This window comes from Modestobacter italicus (assembly GCF_000306785.1).
GTDB classification, from domain to species: domain Bacteria; phylum Actinomycetota; class Actinomycetes; order Mycobacteriales; family Geodermatophilaceae; genus Modestobacter; species Modestobacter italicus.
This window is the reverse complement of sequence record NC_017955.1, coordinates 4,963,359-4,981,268: the sequence shown is the minus strand read 5'-3', so window position 1 is coordinate 4,981,268 and position 17,910 is coordinate 4,963,359. Positions and strand designations below refer to the sequence as shown.

Here is a 17,910-nt window from a genome sequence, read left to right as displayed (position 1 = left end):
TCAGGCGGGGGAGCCGTCGTCGCGGCGGGTGCGCCGCTCGAGCTCGCGGATGAACTCGGGGTCGTCGTCCGGGGCCACGAAGCGCGTCTCCCGCTGGGCGCGCGGCCGCTTCGGCGGGCGGGCCGGTCGGGTGGTGCCCCCCGGGCCGCCGGACTGGGCCGACGCCGCACGCATGACCAGCACGACCACGGCCACCGCGATCACCAACATCACCAGGAAGACCATCAGGCCACCCCCCTTGTCTCCCTCCAATGTACGACCGCGGAGATACTCGGACGCGGTGGTGCCGCACCACACGCGCAGCAGCCCGCGCCGGACCGGGTCCGGGGCGCAGACGAGGACCGGAGGTCAGTCATCGACGCGGTGGACGAGCAGCTGATCAGCCTGCTCCGGGCCAACGGGCGGGCGAGCTACGCCGAGCTGGCCCGGCAGGTCGGGTTGTCGGCACCCTCGGTGCACGAGCGGGTCGGCAAGCTGGAGGCCGCCGGGGTCATCACCGGCTACCGGGCCGTCGTCGACCCCGCCGCGGTGGGCCTGGGGGTCACCGCCCTGGTGGGCGTCATCGAGAGCGACCAGGTCGACGACACCGGGCTGGAGGAGGCGCTGGCCGCGCTGCCCCCGGTGGAGGACTGCTGGCGGGTGGCCGGCAGTGAGGGCTACGTGCTCAAGGTCCGGGTCCCCGACATCCGGGCACTCGAGGACACCATCAGCGCGTTGAACAGGATCCGGGGCGTCGCCCGCACCCGGACGACCGTTGTCTTGTCGACCAAGTGGGAGGGCCGTCGTGGCTGACCAGACCGGAACTCCCGAGCACGCAGGGGCGTCCGCCGCCGGCGGCGCGCCGCCCGCCCCACCGCTGGTGCCGTGGTTCCTGCTCTACACCTTCGGGCGGCTGGCCATCGCCGCCGCGCTGATCGCGCTGCTGTGGGCGCTCGGCCTGCCCGGCACCCCGGGCTTCCTGTTCGGCGTGCTGCTGGCGATGCCCGTCTCGTTCCTGGTGCTCAGCCCGGTGCGCCAGCGGCTCACCAGCGCTCTGGTGGCCCGCAGCGAGCGCAAGGAGGCGCTGCGCGCCGAGCTCCGCGGGACCGACGCGGACGACGCTTAGCTCAGCGCGAGACCGAGGCCGAGCAGTACGCCCACGGCCAGGGTCAACTGGCCGGTGCCCTTCAGCGCGCCGATCAGCACCGGGCCCCGGCCCTCGCCGAGCACCGTGCGCACCGGCGGCACGGCCAGCGGCGCCGCCAGCAGCCCGAGCAGGGCCCACGGCCGGACGACGCCGATCGCAACGACGACGACGAACGCGACCACGAGCAGGCCGGTGTAGGCGACCCGGGTGCGGCTCTCCCCGAGCAGCACCGCCAGGGTCCGCTTGCCGACGGCGGCGTCGCCGTGCACGTCCCGCAGGTTGTTGACCACCAGCAGCGCCGTCGAGCAGAGCCCGATCGGGACGGCGGCGGCGAACGCCAGCCCGTCCAGCGACGAGGTCTGCCCGAACGTCGTCCCGACGACGGCGACCAGGCCGAAGAAGACGAACACGAAGACCTCGCCGAGCGCCCGGTACCCGTAGGGGATCGGGCCGCCGGTGTAGGTCCAGGCCGCGACGATGCTCACCGCGCCGACGGCGACCAGCCACCAGCTGGACACCGCGGCCAGCGCGAGGCCGGCGACCGCGGCGACGGCGAAGGCCACCCCGGCGGCGACCAGCACCTGCTTCGGGGTGGCCGCGCCGGAGCCGACCAGCCGCATCGGCCCGACCCGGTCGGCGTCGGTGCCGCGCTTCCCGTCGGAGTAGTCGTTGGCGTAGTTCACCGCCACCTGCAGGGCGAGGGCGACCAGCAGCGCGAGCAGCGCGGGGCCGAGCCGGAAGCCGTCGAGCGCGGCGGCGACGCCGGTGCCGACGAGGACCGGCGCGAGCGCGGCCGGCAGGGTCCGGGGGCGGGCGCCCTCCAGCCACTGGGCAGGGGTGGCCACTACTGATCTCCTCCGTGGAGTCGCGCGACGGCCCGGCGGTCGGGCTTGCCGGTGTGCAGGGTCGGGACGCTGTCGAGCAGGTGCAGCTCCCGCGGGGCGGCGGCGGCACCGAGCCGGGCGGCGACCCACGGGCGCAGCTCGGCCAGCTCCGGGACGGCGCCGGGGGCGGGGACGACCCCGGCCACCACCCGCTGGCCCCACTCCGGGTCGGGCCGGCCGGTGACGACGGCGTCGGCGACCGACGGGTGCTCGCGCAGCGCGGCCTCCACGGCCTGCGGGGCGACGTTGACCCCACCGCTGATCACCACGTCGTCCAGCCGGCCGTGCACCGTGAGGGTGCCGTCGGCGGCCAGCGAGCCGGCGTCGCGGGTGCGGAACCAGCCGTCGGCGAACGCCTCCCCGGTGGCGGCCGGGTCCAGCCGGTAGCCGTGCGCGAGCACCGGGCCGGTGAGCTCGACGCCCTCGGCCACCCGCACGCCGACGCCGTCGAGCGGGACGCCGTCGTAGACGCAGCCACCGGCGGTCTCGCTCATCCCGTACGAGGTGTGCAGCCGCACGCCGGCGGCGCGGGCGCGGGCGAGCAGCGCCGGGTCCGTGGCCGCCCCGCCGACCACGATGCCGTCGAAGGAGGCGAGCGCGTCGGGCTCGTCGGCCAGGTACCGGCGCAGCTGGGTGGGCACCAGCGCGGTGTACCGGCGGTCGCCGGCGGGGAGCCGGGCCAGCGCCGCGGCCAGCGGCTCCCCGCGGTCCAGGACGGCGGGCTCGCGGTCGGCCAGCGCGCTGCGCACCAGCACCTGCAGCCCGCCGACCGCCGAGGTGGGCAGCGCCAGCAGCCAGCTGCCCGGGCCGCCGAGCCGGCCGAGCGTGGCGGCCGCCGAGGCGCGCAGCGCGGCCGCGGACAGCAGCACGCCCTTCCCGCCGCCCGTGGAGCCGGAGGTGACCACCACCAGGTCGGTCCCCGGCTCCAGCGGCCGGTCGGGACGCAGCACCGCACGCGCCGCGTCGGCCGGGCCGGCACCGGCCGGCAGCACGGCGAGCGGGGCGTCGCCGGCCAGGGCGCGGCGCAGCGCGGGCCAGACGGTGCCCAGCGCCGCCGCGGCGGCCTCGGGAGGCGGCGCGGGCACGAGGGTCAACGGCCGGGCCACGGGGAGCCAGGCTACGGCGCGGCCCGCGGGGGCACCGCTCACGGGAGCAGGTCGGGCACCAGCGCCAGGACGACGAACCGGATCGCGCGGCCCAGCAGGCAGGTGACGACGAACGCGCGGAGGGTCATCTTCGACGTCCCGGCGTAGAAGGCGATCGCCAGCAGCGGCGGGATGCCCACCGCTCCGCTCAGCAGCACCACGCCGGGTCCCCAGCGGCCGGACAGCAGCGCGATGCAGGCGGCGTTGACCCGCTTGACCCAGCGGCCCACCGGCCGGAGCGCGCGCCGGACCGGGCCGCCCGGCGGCTCCTCGCCGGCCTCCTCGGCGGCGGTGATCTCCGCGGCCTCCTTGGCGCCCCGCTCCCGTAGCCGCTCCAGCCACTTCGAGCTCGCCGCGCCCCGGGCGGTGGTGAACAGCAGCACCTTGCCCACGGTCTGCCCGACCGCGGCGGCGACCGCGCCGGCCACCGCGACCCCGGCCGGGTGGGTGACCGCCAGCCCGATGACGTAGGCCTCGACCGGCAGGAACGGGGTGACCGCGGAGACCGCGCCGACCACCAGGCCCAGCGCGACCAGGCCGACGGTCGCGAGGTCAGGCACGGGGGTCAGGCACGGGCGGGCATGCCCTGGGGCACGTGCGGGGTGCCCGTCGGCGTCGTCAGCCGGAGCACCCGCGCCAGCGACCAGATCTTCACCAGCAGCACGGTGGTGGCGGCGACCAGGGCGACCCACTGCTGGTCGGGGAGGAGGACCAGCAGGGTGATCAGCAGCGTGGTGTTGGTGACCTTGGCGACCACATGCCAGTTCAGCGTGTAGGCCAGCCGGTCGATCAGGTAGAAGTAGTTGGGCGAGAGCACCGGCCAGCGCATCGGCAGCAGGGTGAGCGGCAGGTCGACGACCACGAACTGGAACAGGAACACCGCGATCGGCCACGGGGCGTCGACGAACTGCAGGAAGACCAGGGCGCAGCTGACGCAGTTGATCCGGTCGCACACGACGTCGAAGACCGCTCCGAACCGGGTCTCCTGGTGCTGCCAGCGGGCGATGTTGCCGTCGGCGGAGTCGCCGATCCAGTAGGTGAGGTAGGCGGCCAGCAGCCACGGCCAGGAGTGCTGGACCGCCGCGGTCGTCACCAGCGCCAGCGAGGCCACCGTGCGGAGGACGGTCACCAGGTTCGCGGCGTTGCGGAGCTGACGCGGGTCCTCGCAGCCGCAGCCGCGCACGCCGCAGCGCGCCGGCAGCCCGGGGCGGCGCGGGCTCAGGTCGGCGGCGGGCCGGGGTGCCGTCGAGTGGGCCACGCTGACCTCCGGGGGTTCGTCGTTCGTCGGGACGGCGCCGCGCTGCACGTCCCGATCGTGCCCGAGTCCTGCGCAGCGGCGCGCCTAGGCTGTCACCCATGCCTGCTGCTCCCGCCGCCGACGCTCCGGGCGGGGTCCCGGCGGCGCTGGAGGCGCACGTGTGGTCGGTGCCGATGCGCACCCGGTTCCGCGGCATCGAGGTCCGCGACGGCGTGCTGGTGCACGGGCCGGCCGGCTGGGGCGAGTTCTCCCCGTTCTGGGACTACGACGTCGCGGAGAGCCGCCGCTGGTGGGCGTCCGCGCACGAGGCCGCCGTGCTGGGCTGGCCGGACCCGGTCCGCAGTTCCGTCCCGGTGAACGTGACCGTGCCCGCGGTCGGGCCCGAGCAGGCGCACGCGATCGTGCGGGCCTCCGGCTGCCGGACGGCGAAGGTCAAGGTCGCCGAGCCGGGGCAGTCCCCGGCCGAGGACGTCGCCCGGGTCGAGGCCGTCCGGGACGCGCTGGGGCCCACCGGCGCCGTCCGGGTCGACGCCAACGCGGCCTGGGACGTCGACACCGCGGTGGTCCGGCTCCGCGAGCTGGACCGGTTCGGCCTGGAGTACGCCGAGCAGCCGTGCCCGACGATCGAGGACCTGGCCGCGCTGCGCCGCCGGGTCGACGTCCGGATCGCCGCCGACGAGGTGGTGCGCCGGGCGGTCGACCCGCGCCGGGTCGCGCTGGCCGAGGCCGCCGACGTCGTCGTCCTCAAGGTGCAGCCGCTCGGCGGCGTGCGGGCCGCGCTGGAGGTGGCGGAGGCGCACGGGCTGCCCTGCGTCGTCTCCTCCGCGCTGGAGAGCTCGGTGGGCATCGCCGCCGGCGTCGCGCTGGCGGCGGCGCTGCCCGAGCTGCCGTTCGCGTGCGGGCTGGGCACGGTCGCGCTGTTCACCGGCGACGTCACCAGCGAGCCGCTGCTCCCGCTCGACGGCGCGCTGCCGGTGGTGCGGCCGGTGCCGGACCGGCTGGCCGAGTGCGTCGCCGACGCGGCCACCGAGCGGCGCTGGCGGGAGCGGCTGGCCGCGGTGCTGGGCTCGTGAACCCCTCGACCGCCTTCGCCCGGGTGCTCGTCGACGAGCTGCTGCGCGGCGGTGTCAGCGACGCCGTGGTCGCCCCCGGCTCCCGGTCGGCGCCGGTCGCGCTGGCGCTGGCCGACGCCGAGGCGGCCGGGCTGCTCCGGCTGCACGTGCGGATCGACGAGCGGACCGCCGCCTTCCTGGCGCTCGGGCTGGCCCGCTCCTCCGGCCGGCCGGTGCCGGTGCTCACCACCTCCGGGACGGCGACCGCGCACCTGCACGCCGCGGTGCTGGAGGCCGACTCCAGCGGGGTGCCGCTGCTGGCGCTGACCGCCGACCGGCCGCCGGAGCTCCGCGGCACCGGGGCGAACCAGACGATCGACCAGCCGGGGCTCTACGGCCGCGCGGTGCGCTGGGCCGCCGACGTCGGGGTGCCCGAGCCCGGCCGCGAGGCGGCGCAGAACCGGTACTGGCGCTCGCTGGTCGCCAAGGCGCTGCTGGTGGCCCGCGGCGAGCTGTCCGGCGACCCGGGGCCGGTGCACCTGAACCTGGCGCTGCGCGAGCCGCTGATGCCCGACGACGCCGCTCCCGGCACCCGGCCGGCCCCGCCGTCCGGGGACCTGGCCGGACGCCCCGACGGCGCCCCGTGGACCGCTGCGGCGGCTGCGGGCGAGCCGCGGTACGCCGCGCCGCTGACCGCCGACGGCCCGCCGCGCACGCTGCTGGTCGCCGGCGACGCGCCACCGGCGGTCGGCCGGTCCGCCGCCGTGGTCGCCGACCAGCGCGGCTGGCCGGTGCTGGCCGAGCCGAGCAGCGGCGCGTGGGGCGCGTCCGGCGCGGTGCGCGGTCCGGCGCTGCTGCTCGGCGCGCAGGAGTGGCTGGCCGGGCAGCGGCCCGACCGGGTGGTCGTGGTCGGCCGGCCGATGCTGTCCCGGCCGGTGTCGGCGCTGCTCGCCGACCCGGCCGTGCCGGTGGAGACCTACGGCGCGACGCCGCGCTGGGCCGACCCGGGGCGCGGCAGCGCGCTGGTGGGCAGCGCGCACCTGGACCCCGGGCTGGCGGTGCGGGAGGGCGCGGCCCGCCCGGACCGGACCTGGGCGCAGCTGTGGACCGGGGCGGCGGCCCGGGTGGGGCGGGCGGTCGACGCCGAGCTCGACGACCTGCCCGGCCGGCTGACCGCCCCCCGGCTGGCCCGCGACCTGGTGGCCCTGCTGCCGGCCGGGGCGCTGCTGGTGCTGGGCTCCTCCACCCCGGTGCGCGACGTCGACCGGTACGCCGTGCCCCGGCCCGGGCTCACCGTGCTCGCCAACCGCGGCGTCGCTGGCATCGACGGCACCATCTCGACCGCCGTGGGCGCGGCGCTGGCGCACCAGGGCGCCGGCGGCGGGCCGGCGTTCGCGCTGATGGGCGACCTGACGTTCCTGCACGACCTCACCGGACTGCTCACCGGCGAGGGCGAGGCGGTGCCCGACCTGACCGTCGTCGTCCCGGACAACGACGGCGGCGGCATCTTCGCCCAGCTCGAGCCGGGGCAGCCGCAGTACGCGGCCGGGTTCCGGCGGGTGTTCGGCACCCCGCACGGCCGGGACCTGGTGGCGGTGGCCCGGTCGCTGGGCTGGGCGGCCACGGCGGTCACCGACCCCGGCCAGCTGGTCGACGCGCTGGGTGCCGGCGGGCCGCGGGTGGTCGTCGTCCGCACCGACGCGGCCGCCGAGGCCGCCCTCGGGGTGCGGCTGCGCGCGGCCGCCGCCGCGGCGCTGCGTCAGCTCTGAGCGAGCGTCCGGGGGGTCGCCGGCGGCGCGGACCGGCCGAGCAGCAGCAGCTCGGCCTCGTCGGCCTCCAGCGGCTTGGCGAACAGCCAGCCCTGGGCCAGGTCGCAGTGCTCGGCGCGCAGCAGGTCGCGCTGGGCCTCGGTCTCCACGCCCTCGGCGACGACCTCCAGCCGCAGCGTGCGGCCGAGCTGGACCAGCCCGTGCACGATGGCGCCGTCCTCGGGTGAGCCGTCGAGCAGGCTCACGAACGAGCGGTCGATCTTGAGGACGTCGACGTCGAACTGGCGCAGGTAGCTCAGCGACGAGTAGCCGGTGCCGAAGTCGTCCAGCGCCAGCCGGACCCCCAGCGCGCGCAGCTCGGCGAGCCGCTCGGCGACCGCGTTCGGGTCGGTGACCAGCGCGGTCTCGGTCACCTCCAGGACCAGCGAGGACGGCGCCAGCCCGCTGACCGACAGCGCCGCGGCGACGTCGCGGAGCAGGTCCACGCCGACCAGCTGCCGGGCGGAGACGTTGACCGCCATCGTCAGCGGGGCGCCGGGGTGGGCGCGCTGCCACCGGGCCGCGGTGCGGGTCGCCTCGCCCAGCACCCAGCGGCCGATCGGCACGATCTCGCCGGTGTCCTCGGCGATCGGCACGAACTTGTCCGGGCCGACGGCACCCAGGGTCGGGTGCTGCCAGCGCAGCAGGGCCTCGAAGCCGGTGACCTCCTCGGTCCGCAGGTCGACCACGGGCTGGTAGACCAGCCGCAGCTGCCCGGCCGGGAGCGCGGCGGCCAGCTCGCGCTCGAGCTCGATGCGCTCGAGCGCGGCGGTGCGCATGCCGGCGTCGAAGACCACCCACCGGGCGCGGCCGGCGGCCTTGGCGCGGTACATCGCGATGTCGGCGTCCCGGAACAGCGACAGCGGGGTGGCGTCGGGCTCGGCGACGACGACGCCGATGCTGGCCGCCACGCTCACCCGGTGCCCGTGCAGGTCGACCGGCTCGGCGATCGCCTCGAGCAGCCGCTGGGCGAGCTCGGTGGCCTCGGGCAGCCCGCCGGCGATGTCGTCGACGAGGACGACGAACTCGTCGCCGCCGAGCCGCGCGACGGTGTCGGTGGCCCGGACGACGCTGCTCAGCCGCGCCGCTACGGTGCACAGCAGCTCGTCGCCGGCCAGGTGGCCGATGCTGTCGTTGACGTCCTTGAACCCGTCGAGGTCCAGGCACAGCACGATCGGAGGGGTGCCGCTGCGGTGGGCGCGGCGCAGCGCCTGCTCGGTGTGGTCGAGGAACAGCGAGCGGTTGGCCAGCCCGGTCAGGCCGTCGTAGAAGGCCTGGTGCGCGAGCTCCAGCTCGGCCAGCTTGCGCGCGGTGACGTCGGTGAGGCTGACCACGGTGCCGGCGACGTCGGGGTCGCCGGCGAGGTTGACCGCCCGGCCGCCCAGCCAGCGGGCCGCCCCGTCGGGCAGCAGCCCCTCCAGCTCGAGCTGGACCGGGACGCCGGGCAGCGACGCGCTGCGGGTCAGCAGCAGCCGCGCGTCCTCCGCGTCCCCGCCCGCCCGGGCCACCAGCTCGGCCAGCTCGGCGCCGGCCGGTGCGGGCACCCCGAGGGAGCGGGCCAGCGACGCCGACTCGGCGGTGAGCCGGCCGGCGGCGTCGACGACGACGACGGCGTCCGAGGAGTTGACCGCCAGCGCCTCCGAGCGCCGCGCCTGGGAGCGGACCAGCGCCCAGGCGCGCTGGCCGTCGAGGGCCACCAGCCGGGTGCGGATGGTGGTGAGCACCAGCAGCACGCCCCACACGACCAGGCCGGGGACCGGGTTGACGTCCACGCCGTCGTCCCAGGCGACGACCTCGAGCACGGCGGGCGCGGCGAAGGGGGCGACGGTCAGCGCCATCCGCCACGGGCCGTGGCCGGGGCCCCGGCCGGCGGTGGGGTCCTCGGTGCGGGACTGCGGCAGCCACGGCACCACGGCGAAGCAGGCGACGCCGAGCAGCCAGCCGGCGTCCAGCCAGCCGGCGACGGTGTCGGGGGAGGCCAGCAGCAGCCACCCCAGGTCGGCGACCAGCCAGCAGGTCGTGCCGGCCAGCAGCAGGGCGACCGCGGGCCGCACCCGCCCGTGCAGCACCAGGCGCCAGGCCATCAGGCCGATGAGGACGGCGTCCAGCACCGGGTAGCCGATGAAGGCCAGCCGGGTCAGCGCCGGGAGCCCGGCGTCGGTGAGCGTGGCCACGACGGGGGTCTGGAACACGACGAGGAGGGAGACGGCGAGGGCGGCGATGCCGTCGAGCGCGGCGTAGGCCCTCGAGCCCCGGCGATGCTGCCCGCCGATGCGGCCGTTCATGGCGGTGCCGACGAGGGTGGCGTAGCCCGCCAGCCAGCCGAGGTCGGCCACCGACACCTCGGGTGCGGAGCCGGTCGTCCAGGTGATCGCCTGCCAGGCCACGTCCCCGGCCGCGTTGCCGGTCAGGGCCAGCGGCACCCAGGGCACCCCGCCGCGCCGGTTCTGCGGACGGCGCCGGTCGGCCAGCCAGGCGGCAGCCGCGCCGCCGACGCTGACGGCCAGGTAGGCCCAGTCGCCGAGGGTGCTGTCCGGGGCCAGGACCACGGTCCCGAGGCAGCACGCCAGGACCCCGGCCAGCACGCACAGACCCGGCGTGGGGCGGCAGGCGCGGAGGACGGTCACAGATACGAGATCGGCCGGTTCTGTTGGTGCTTGAACGCCGGTCCCGGCCCCCGCTCGTCCGGGTGAGGTCAGTCCTCCAGCGCCGCCTGGAAGGCGGCGAGCTTGGTCTGCGTCTCCGCCAGCTCGGCGATCGGGTCGGAACCGGAGACGATCCCGCAGCCGGCGAACAGCCGGGCCTGCCGGCCGCCCTCGGCTCCGGTCAGCTCGGCGCAGCGCAGCGCCAGCCCGAACTCGCCGTCCCCGCGGGCGTCCAGCCAGCCCACCGGCCCGGCGTACCGGCCGCGGTCCATGCCCTCCAGCTCGCCGATCAGCCGGGCGGCCGTGGCGGTGGGGCTGCCGCAGACGGCGGCGGTGGGGTGCACCGCGGCCACCAGCTCCAGCAGGCCGGTGCCGTCGCCGTCGCGCTGGCGGCCGTGCACGTCGCTGGCCAGGTGCCGGACGTTGGGCAGGGTGAGGAGCGAGGGGTGCTCGGGCACGTGCAGCTCGTCGACGAAGGGCCGCAGCGCGTCGGCAAGACTGGTGACGGCGTAGGCGTGCTCGGCGTGGTCCTTCACCGACCCCGCCAGGCCGGCGGCGAGCCGGTCGTCGTCGGCACCGGCGCCGCGCGGCGCGGTGCCGGCGAGCACCCGCGCGTCGAGGTGCCGGCCGGTGCGGCGCAGCAGCAGCTCCGGGGTGGCGCCCAGCAGCCCCTCGACGGCGAAGGTCCAGGTGTCGGGGAAGCGCTCGGCCAGCCGCAGCAGCAGCCGGCGGGGGTCCAGCGGGCGGTCGGCGGTGACCAGCAGGTCGCGGGCCAGCACCACCTTGTCCAGCTCGCCGGCGTCGATCCGCCGCACGGCCGCGCCGACGGCCCCGCACCAGGTCACCGGGTCCAGCGCGCCGTCGGCGTAGGCGAGCCGGCCGATGGAGGTGGCGGCCTCCTGCGGCGAGGTCTCGACCACGGCCCGGTCGTCGTCGGCCTCGCCGGCCACGGTCACCCAGGTCTGCCCGTCGCGCCGGCCGACGACCACCTCGGGGACGACGAAGACCGACGTCCCCGCTGCCGGGTCGAAGGCGATGGAGGCGAAGACGACCGGGCCCGAGCCCGGGACGCCCAGCGGGTCGTGCGCGTCGGTGCGCGCGCACCGGTCGGCCCACCACGCGGCGGCCTCGGCCAGGGCGTGCGGGCCGGTGACCTCGAGGCGGTCCGCCTCGCCCCAGCCGACCAGCCCCTCACCACGGCGGACCCAGGCCAGCGCCCCCTCGGCGGGCAGCAGGGTGAGCAGCGGGGTGCGACGCGGACCGAGCGCGGTCGTGGTGACGCTCGTCGCGTCCGTCGCCTCGGCAGCCATGGTCACCACCCCAGGGTAGGAGGCGCGCAGGTAGCGTCGCCGACGTGGCGACCGGTGGGCGGGCAGGGGCAGCGGGGACGCGGGCGGGGCTGGACAAGCGCCCCGACGAGGTCGCGGCGATGTTCGACCGGGTCGCCGGGCGCTACGACCTGACGAACACGGTCCTCTCCGGTGGCCTGGACGCCGGGTGGCGGCGGGCCACCCGGGAGGCGCTGGGCGCGCGCCGGGGGTCCACCGTGCTCGACGTCGCGGCCGGCACGGCGGTGTCCACCGTGGAGCTCGCCGCCGGCGGGGTGCACGCGATCGCCTGCGACTTCTCCCAGGGGATGCTGGCAGCCGGTGCCGCGCGCCCGGTGCCGAAGGTCGCCGGTGACGCGATGGCGCTGCCGCTGGCCGACCAGAGCGTCGACGGCGTCGTCATCTCCTTCGGGCTGCGCAACGTCGCCGACCCGGTCGCGGCCCTGCGGGAGTTCGCCCGGGTGACCCGGCCGGGGGGCCGGCTGGTGGTCTGCGAGTTCTCCAGCCCGGTGTGGGCGCCGTTCCGCACCGTCTACACGGAGTACCTGATGCGGGCGCTGCCGGTGATCGCCCGGGCGGTGAGCAGCAACCCGGAGGCCTACGTCTACCTGGCCGAGTCGATCCGGGCCTGGCCCGCGCAGCCCGAGCTGGCGCGGTGGCTGCAGTCGGCCGGGTGGGTCGACGTCGCCTGGCGCAACCTGACCGGCGGCGCCGTCGCGCTGCACCGCGGCACCCGTGCCTGACGACTGGTCCGCCTCCGGCGGCCCGGACACGTTCACCCTCCGCGCCTGGCTGGGCGTGGAGCGGGCGGCCGAGGCGCTCGAGGGGCTGGACGACTCGGTGAACTTCATGCAGGACCGGGCGGCGGCGATCTTCGGCCCCGGCGTCTTCTCCCGCTTCCCACACTTCCTCGAGCAGCACGACCTGGGGGAGGACCCGCTCGGCCGGCTGCTCGCCGACGACGCCCTGATGACCGAGCTGCTGGCGTTCCTCCTCGCCGACGACGAGGCGCCGGACGTCGACGACGGCTTCGTCTGGCTCGCCGACCCGCCCGGCTCCCGCGCGGAGCGCTTGCGGCGGGCGGTCCGGCGCCGTCGGGAGACGGCGCTGCGCGCGGCCGTGCTTCCTCGCCCCGGCCGCGTCGCCGGCAGCCGCGCGCGGGACCGCCAGGAGCGGCTCGAGGACTGACGCCGAGCCCCCGCACCATCCCCGGCGGGCGACGGACGGCGGTTGAGGTCGGAGGACGCCGGTCGGCGCCGTGGCACCGCGGTCGTCACCGATCGGCACGGATGTCGAGGAACTCCCAGCTCAGTGACGCGCTGACCCCCGGAACTGTCGTACCCCTCCCATAGCTTGAGGGTGTGTTCGAGGCCGGTGGGTACGGGGTGGCGCTGACGGTGGCGCCTGCCCGGCCGTTGGACCCGGACGCGTGGGGTCCCGCTCCAGAGGGGGTGACCCGTCGTCCGGCGCGCGTGACCGACCTGCTGGACGTGGACGGGTTCGACGACGCCGAGATGGCCCGCGAGCTGGTCGCGGTCGCGGTGGGTCGGGCGAAGCTGGCGGCCTATGAGGCGGCGCTGGTGGCCGGGTTCGCCGCGCGCCGGCCGCAGCAGTCGGACCTGACCGAGGACCAGCCCGGCCACGGCGTGGAGGGCTACCTGCCGGACCGGGCGCCGGCGGGGGTGAGTGAGTTCTTCGCGGACGAGCTGGCGGTGGTGGCCGGGATCTCCCGCGCGGCGGCGACCGCGTTGACCGAGCGGTCACTGGTGCTGCGCCGGGAGCTGCCCGACACCTGGGCGGCGCTGGCCGACGGGTTGATCGACCACCCGCGGGCGAACGCGATCGTCAAGGCCCTCGGTGGGCAGTCGACCGACGCCGGTGGCCGGGTGGACCCGGCCGTGGTCGGTGAGGTGGAGGCGCAGGCGCTGCAGTGGGCGCTGGCCGGGGAGACGCCGGTGCGGTTGGCCGAGCGGACGGCGGCGGCGTTGATCGCGGTGGACGCCGCGGCGGCCGACCGGCGGCGGCGCAAGGCCGAGCAGTGCATGGACGTGCAGGCCAAGGCCACCGCCGACGGGATGGGGCAGCTGGTCGCGGACCTGCCGATGCCGGTGGCGGCGGCGTGCCGGGACGCGGTGGACGGCTACGCCCGGATGGCCAAGGCCGACGGGGACACCCGGCCGATCGGTCAGCTGCGGGCGCAGATCATGGCCGACCTGATCCTCCGCCCCTGGGACACGACCCGGGAGCCGGTGACCGCGCACCTGCAGGTCATCGCCCCGCTGCCGGGGCTGGGCACCCGGTCGGCCGGTGAGGGCACCCGGCCGACCGGCGGCGACCTGCGCCCGTTCACGCCCCCGACCGACTCCGACACCGCGACGGTGGACGGCGCGCCGATCACCGCCGGGCAGCTGCGGGAGCTGCTGGAACAGCTCGACGCCCTCTGCCCGGGCGGGCTGCAGGCACCGACCGGCGGCAGCCTGGGCATCTCACTGACCGACCCCGCCACCGGGGCGCTGCGGGCGACGGTGACCCGGGGTGAGCTGGAGCAGCTGGTCCGCCGCGGTTGCCCGCAGCACGGCGCCGCGAGCGACTGCGGCTGCGCGGTGCTGGACCGGCCGCCGCCGGTGGACCGCTACCGGCCGACCCCGGCGCAGCAGCGGTTCGTCAAGGCCCGGGACCGCACCTGCCGGCACCCCGGCTGCCGGCGACCGGCGCGGTGGACCGAGGCCGACCACGTCCACCCGCACGCCGAGGGCGGGCAGACCGCCTGCGAGAACCTGTGCTCGCTGTGCCGCCGGCACCACCGGCTGAAGACCCACGCACCGGGCTGGCGGTTCACCATGACCGACGACGGGGTCCTGTCGGTGACGACCCCGTCGGGGGTCACCCGCACCACGAGACCACCGGGCCTCCGCCTGCCCGGCGAACTCGTCCTGGTCCCGGTCGGCGGCCCACCACCGGACCCAGCCGACGATCCGCCGCCCTTTTGACAAGCGGGGTGGTGGTGCGAGCCGGTGGCCGTTGGCCGATCGCGATGTGTCGTGCGCTCGACCCCGCCCTCGCCATGGCGGGGCCGCCGTCCGCTGTGCTCTGCGCGAACGCGGTCGCCGAGCCGTTCCGTCGGCGGCCGGGGAGGAGCAGGGTCGGTGCATGACGACACCACCGGTCCCGCAGCCCGACCCGCCCTCGCCCTCACCGTCGCCGATCGACCCGTTGCCCCCGCCGGAGCCGGCGCCCTTCCCGCAGCCCACGCCGACCGACCCGACGGCGCCACCGCCGGCGCCGTCGCCGGGCCCGCTCACCTGACTGTGAGGCTGGCCGGGTCGGTTCATCGGTGATGGGCTGACGGTCGGCAGCAGTGGGCGTGACCCTTCGCCTGACTGGCTTTGTGCCCTTGGCCGGACTTGTCCGCCTGCTGCTGTCGGCACCGGCCCGGCCGGAGACGTTGGCCTGATCAGGAGCTTGACCGCCAGTAGGCGCTGGCGTGTCTCATCACAGTCCTGCCATCTCCGCACCGGACCGGGACCTGCTGCGTCCCCCCGGTCAAGGAGAAGAACGCATGTCCATGCTGGCAGAACTGGTCGAGGTCGTCATCGGCGTCGACACCCACAGCCAGACCCACACCGCCGCCGTCGTCGATGCGCGTACCGGTGGCGTGCTGGCCCGCGCGACGGTCACCGCCGATCCCGACGGCTACGCCGAGTTGGTCGCTCTGGCCGAGCAGCACTCGGGCTTGCGGGCCTGGGCGATGGAGGGCGCCGGTGGCTACGGCGCTGGTCTGGCCCGGCATCTGGCCGCCGGCGAGGAGATGGTCGTCGAGCTGGACCGGCCCAAGCGGCCGGCCCGGCGGGCCGGCGCCAAGTCCGATCCGATCGACGCCGAACGCGCCGCCCGCGATGCGCTGGCCCGCACCCGACTCGCCGAGCCCAAGACCGGCGCCGAGCGGGCCGCGCTGCAGATGCGCCTGACCGCCCGGCGAGCGGCTGTGGAGGCCGCCAGCACCGGTCAGCGGCAGCTGCTGGCGATGGTCATCACCGCCCCGGAGCCGGTGCGCGCCCGGTTCCGCGGGCAGACCACCCGCGCCATGATCAGCACCGCCGCCAGGCTGCGCCCAGGCGCCTGCAGTGGTGACATCGAGACGGTTACCGCGCTGACCGTGCTGCACGAGCTGGCCGGCCGCATCCGCTTCCTCGAGGCCGAAGCCCTCAACCATGAGAAGGCCATCCGCGCCATCGTGCGGACCTGGCGGCCGGACCTGCTCGAGCTGACCGGAGTCGGCCCGATCGTGGCCGCCACCGTGCTGACCGCCTGGTCCCATCCCGGCCGCTGCCGCGACGACGCCGCCTTCGCCATGCTGGCCGGCGCCGCCCCGATCCCGGCGTCTTCGGGCAAGACCGTGCGCTACCGGCTCAACCGCTCCGGGGACCGCCAGCTCAACCGCGCCCTGCACACCGTCGTCCTCAGCCGACTGCAACGCGACGAACGAACCCGCGCCTACGCCGACCGCCGCCGCGCCGAAGGCAAGACCGACCGCGAGATCAAACGCTGCCTCAAGCGCTACATCGCCCGCGAGCTCTACCGCCGCCTCGAATCACCACCGGCCACCGCTTGACGCGTCATAGGAGCGTCCAGCCCGGACAGCCCGCCCAGGACCCCCCGTGTGAACTCGGTCACCGGGGGTCCTGGCTTTCTGACGCCCCGCAGGCATAGGCTTCCACCGCTCGACTTTGTGAAGTAGTTCACAAGCGACACGCCGGGGCTTCCCGGGTGAGGTGGAGGTCGTCTCCGTGGTCTGCACGACGAGGTGCACACCCGTCAGGGGCGGGTGGCCGGCTGGTCCGGTGCCCGGTCCCGGTCAGGTGGGCTGCCGCTGATGCTGTCGAACTACGTGCCCCTCGTCGGGCTCTTCGCGCTCGCCGCCGCCTTCGCCCTCTTCTCGGTGACCGCTGCCCCGTTCATCGGCCCGCGGCGCTACAACCGGGCCAAGCTCGAGGCCTACGAGTGCGGCATCGAGCCGGTCGACCAGCCGCTCACCGGCGGTCGCTTCCCGGTCAAGTACTACCTGACCGCGATGTTGTTCATCGTCTTCGACATCGAGATCGTCTTCCTCTACCCGTGGGCCGTCGCCAACGACGCCCTCGGCGTCTTCGGCCTGGTCGAGATGGCCGTCTTCATCGTCACCGTCTTCATCGCCTACGCCTACGTGTGGCGGCGCGGCGGGCTCGAGTGGGAGTGAGGGCCTGACATGGGTCTCGAGGAGAAGCTGCCCAGCGGCGTGCTGCTGACCAGCGTGGAAAAGCTGGTCAACTGGACCCGCAAGTCCTCGCTGTGGCCGGCCACCTTCGGCCTGGCCTGCTGCGCGATCGAGATGATGGCCTCCGGTGCCGGCCGCTACGACCTGGCCCGCTTCGGCATGGAGGTCTTCCGCGCCTCGCCGCGCCAGGCCGACCTGATGATCGTCGCCGGCCGGGTCAGCCAGAAGATGGCCCCGGTGCTGCGCCAGATCTACGACCAGATGCCCGAGCCGCGCTGGGTGCTCGCGATGGGCGTGTGCGCCAGCTCCGGCGGGATGTTCAACAACTACGCGATCGTCCAGGGCGTCGACCACATCGTCCCGGTGGACATGTACCTGCCGGGCTGCCCGCCGCGGCCGGAGATGCTCACCGACGCCATCCTCAAGCTGCACCACAAGATCCAGCACGAGCCGCTCGGTGCCAAGCGCGCCGCCCAGCAGGCCGCCGCCCGCGCCGACGGCACGGCCCCCGACCTGCACGTCGAGATGCCCTCCAGCGTCCGCGCCGACAAGGACGCGCGCCGCGCCTACGAGCAGGCCGCCGCCGCGGGGCGTACCGGCCAGTTCGCGATCGAGCAGCGTGGAGGCAACGCCGTCGTCCTGCCCGGGGCGGGGGCCCCACGATGACGGAGGTCCCCGAGACCGGTGGCTTCCGCCGCGGCGCCTTCGGCGTCACCGGCAGCGGCGACACCTCCGGCTTCGGCGGCCTGGTCCGGGTCGAGCCCGGCGGTGCGGTGGCGCTGCACTCCTCCGAGCGGCCCTACGGCGGCTGGTTCGACGAGGTCACCGACGCGCTGATCGACGCCGTCGGCCAGGCCACCTACGACGCCGCCGTCCTGCGGGTGCTGGTCGACCGCGGCGAGATCACCTGGTTCGTCGTCCGGGAGCACCTGCTCACGCTGGTGCAGGCGCTCAGGGACGACGACGCGCTCCGCTTCGAGCTGTGCAGCAGCGTCTCCGGGGTCGACTACGCCGACAGCGGCGGCCCGGTCGCGACCCCGGACCGCCCGCGGCTGCACGTGGTCTACCACCTGACCTCGATGACCTACCGCCGCCGGATCCGGCTCGAGGTCGCGGTCACCGCCGAGGACCCGCACGTCCCCTCGGTGACCCGGGTCTACCCGACCGCGGACTGGCACGAGCGGGAGACCTGGGACATGTTCGGCGTCGTCTTCGACGGCCACCCGGCGCTGACCCGGATCCTCATGCCCGACGACTGGGAGGGCCACCCCCAGCGCAAGGACTACCCGCTCGGGGGCGTGCCGGTCGAGTACAAGGGCGCGCAGATCCCGCCCCCCGACGAGCGCCGGAGCTACCGATGACGACGGTTGAGCGAGCATCGCAGGGAGCGCCAGCGACCGAGGAGCGGAA

Annotated in this window: 19 protein-coding genes; 12 read left to right on the top strand and 7 right to left on the bottom strand. The window is 76.1% G+C overall.

Annotation, left to right across the window (positions count from 1 at the left end):
* Entirely contained in the window at positions 1-225 is a 225-nt protein-coding gene (locus tag MODMU_RS23635) for a hypothetical protein (RefSeq protein WP_014742921.1), read from the bottom strand.
* 138 nt (positions 226-363) lie between these two features.
* On the opposite strand from MODMU_RS23635, the gene MODMU_RS23630 reads away from it, so the two are divergent.
* On the top strand, positions 364-792 hold the full coding sequence (locus MODMU_RS23630; protein WP_014742920.1) for an Lrp/AsnC family transcriptional regulator: 429 nt from the start codon (positions 364-366) through the stop codon (positions 790-792).
* Positions 785-1,105, top strand: a complete 321-nt coding sequence (locus MODMU_RS23625; protein WP_014742919.1) for a DUF4229 domain-containing protein — start codon at positions 785-787, stop codon at positions 1,103-1,105. The genes MODMU_RS23630 and MODMU_RS23625 overlap by 8 nt, the downstream gene beginning before the upstream one ends.
* On the opposite strand, the gene MODMU_RS23620 is transcribed toward MODMU_RS23625, so the two are convergent.
* The 4 genes from MODMU_RS23620 to MODMU_RS23605 are packed head-to-tail and all read right to left on the bottom strand — an operon-like array spanning position 1,102 to position 4,461.
* Positions 1,102-1,971, bottom strand: coding sequence for a 1,4-dihydroxy-2-naphthoate polyprenyltransferase (locus tag MODMU_RS23620; RefSeq protein WP_014742918.1), 870 nt, complete (start codon positions 1,969-1,971; stop codon positions 1,102-1,104). The genes MODMU_RS23625 and MODMU_RS23620 overlap by 4 nt on opposite strands.
* Positions 1,971-3,116, bottom strand: a complete 1,146-nt coding sequence (gene menE, locus MODMU_RS23615) for an o-succinylbenzoate--CoA ligase (RefSeq protein ID WP_231851712.1) — start codon at positions 3,114-3,116, stop codon at positions 1,971-1,973. The genes MODMU_RS23620 and menE overlap by 1 nt, the downstream gene beginning before the upstream one ends.
* A gap of 38 nt (positions 3,117-3,154) precedes the next feature.
* Entirely contained in the window at positions 3,155-3,715 is a 561-nt protein-coding gene (locus tag MODMU_RS23610) for a hypothetical protein (protein WP_014742916.1), read from the bottom strand.
* 5 nt (positions 3,716-3,720) lie between these two features.
* Positions 3,721-4,461 (bottom strand): CDP-alcohol phosphatidyltransferase family protein, encoded by a 741-nt coding sequence (locus tag MODMU_RS23605; RefSeq protein WP_014742915.1) that lies wholly within the window; start codon positions 4,459-4,461, stop codon positions 3,721-3,723.
* A gap of 50 nt (positions 4,462-4,511) precedes the next feature.
* Here MODMU_RS23605 and MODMU_RS23600 point away from each other — a divergent pair, with 50 nt between their 5' ends.
* Positions 4,512-5,486, top strand: coding sequence for an o-succinylbenzoate synthase (locus MODMU_RS23600; protein ID WP_014742914.1), 975 nt, complete (start codon positions 4,512-4,514; stop codon positions 5,484-5,486).
* A complete protein-coding gene (menD, locus tag MODMU_RS23595) occupies positions 5,483-7,234 on the top strand; it encodes a 2-succinyl-5-enolpyruvyl-6-hydroxy-3-cyclohexene-1-carboxylic-acid synthase (protein ID WP_014742913.1) in 1,752 nt (583 codons plus the stop codon). Before MODMU_RS23600 ends, menD begins: the two co-directional genes overlap by 4 nt.
* Here menD and MODMU_RS23590 read toward each other — a convergent pair.
* Together MODMU_RS23590 and MODMU_RS23585 are read right to left on the bottom strand one after the other, a co-directional pair.
* Positions 7,225-9,900, bottom strand: a complete 2,676-nt coding sequence (locus tag MODMU_RS23590; RefSeq protein WP_014742912.1) for a putative bifunctional diguanylate cyclase/phosphodiesterase — start codon at positions 9,898-9,900, stop codon at positions 7,225-7,227. The two genes, menD and MODMU_RS23590, sit on opposite strands and share 10 nt — an antisense overlap.
* Positions 9,901-9,968: 68 nt before the next feature.
* The gene (locus tag MODMU_RS23585) at positions 9,969-11,228 is read right to left on the bottom strand and encodes an isochorismate synthase (RefSeq protein ID WP_051144266.1); all 1,260 of its coding nucleotides are present in this window, start codon (positions 11,226-11,228) and stop codon (positions 9,969-9,971) included.
* Positions 11,229-11,272: 44 nt separating this feature from the next.
* Here MODMU_RS23585 and MODMU_RS23580 point away from each other — a divergent pair, with 44 nt between their 5' ends.
* The 8 genes from MODMU_RS23580 (at position 11,273) to MODMU_RS23550 (ending at position 17,861) form a co-directional block, all read left to right on the top strand.
* Complete coding sequence (locus tag MODMU_RS23580) at positions 11,273-11,989, top strand: demethylmenaquinone methyltransferase (protein WP_014742910.1); 717 nt, start codon at positions 11,273-11,275, stop codon at positions 11,987-11,989.
* On the top strand, positions 11,982-12,434 hold the full coding sequence (locus MODMU_RS23575) for a hypothetical protein (RefSeq protein WP_014742909.1): 453 nt from the start codon (positions 11,982-11,984) through the stop codon (positions 12,432-12,434). Before MODMU_RS23580 ends, MODMU_RS23575 begins: the two co-directional genes overlap by 8 nt.
* 284 nt (positions 12,435-12,718) lie before the next feature.
* Positions 12,719-14,236 carry an HNH endonuclease signature motif containing protein gene (locus MODMU_RS23570; protein WP_051144068.1) on the top strand — a complete coding sequence of 506 codons (1,518 nt, stop codon included), beginning with the start codon at positions 12,719-12,721 and terminating at the stop codon, positions 14,234-14,236.
* 160 nt (positions 14,237-14,396) lie between these two features.
* Complete coding sequence (locus MODMU_RS28790) at positions 14,397-14,552, top strand: hypothetical protein (RefSeq protein ID WP_166503592.1); 156 nt, start codon at positions 14,397-14,399, stop codon at positions 14,550-14,552.
* A 253-nt stretch (positions 14,553-14,805) separates the two neighbouring features.
* Positions 14,806-15,858, top strand: a complete 1,053-nt coding sequence (locus MODMU_RS23565; protein WP_014738456.1) for an IS110 family RNA-guided transposase — start codon at positions 14,806-14,808, stop codon at positions 15,856-15,858.
* A 261-nt stretch (positions 15,859-16,119) separates the two neighbouring features.
* Complete coding sequence (locus MODMU_RS23560) at positions 16,120-16,482, top strand: NADH-quinone oxidoreductase subunit A (protein ID WP_014742907.1); 363 nt, start codon at positions 16,120-16,122, stop codon at positions 16,480-16,482.
* 9 nt (positions 16,483-16,491) lie between these two features.
* On the top strand, positions 16,492-17,166 hold the full coding sequence (locus MODMU_RS23555; RefSeq protein WP_014742906.1) for a NuoB/complex I 20 kDa subunit family protein: 675 nt from the start codon (positions 16,492-16,494) through the stop codon (positions 17,164-17,166).
* Positions 17,163-17,861 carry an NADH-quinone oxidoreductase subunit C gene (locus tag MODMU_RS23550; RefSeq protein ID WP_014742905.1) on the top strand — a complete coding sequence of 233 codons (699 nt, stop codon included), beginning with the start codon at positions 17,163-17,165 and terminating at the stop codon, positions 17,859-17,861. The genes MODMU_RS23555 and MODMU_RS23550 overlap by 4 nt, the downstream gene beginning before the upstream one ends.
* Positions 17,862-17,910 lie beyond the last annotated feature (49 nt).

Excerpts from the sequence above, each read along its gene's own strand:
- MODMU_RS23585 (WP_051144266.1), bottom strand. The coding sequence starts at position 11,228 with ATGGCTGCCGAGGCGACGGACGCGACGAGCGTCACCACGACCGCGCTC.
- MODMU_RS23555 (WP_014742906.1), top strand. The coding sequence starts at position 16,492 with ATGGGTCTCGAGGAGAAGCTGCCCAGCGGCGTGCTGCTGACCAGCGTG.
- MODMU_RS23565 (WP_014738456.1), top strand. The coding sequence starts at position 14,806 with ATGTCCATGCTGGCAGAACTGGTCGAGGTCGTCATCGGCGTCGACACC.
- MODMU_RS28790 (WP_166503592.1), top strand. The coding sequence starts at position 14,397 with ATGACGACACCACCGGTCCCGCAGCCCGACCCGCCCTCGCCCTCACCG.
- MODMU_RS23635 (WP_014742921.1), bottom strand. The coding sequence starts at position 225 with ATGGTCTTCCTGGTGATGTTGGTGATCGCGGTGGCCGTGGTCGTGCTG.
- MODMU_RS23560 (WP_014742907.1), top strand. The coding sequence starts at position 16,120 with ATGCTGTCGAACTACGTGCCCCTCGTCGGGCTCTTCGCGCTCGCCGCC.
- MODMU_RS23600 (WP_014742914.1), top strand. The coding sequence starts at position 4,512 with ATGCCTGCTGCTCCCGCCGCCGACGCTCCGGGCGGGGTCCCGGCGGCG.
- MODMU_RS23550 (WP_014742905.1), top strand. The coding sequence starts at position 17,163 with ATGACGGAGGTCCCCGAGACCGGTGGCTTCCGCCGCGGCGCCTTCGGC.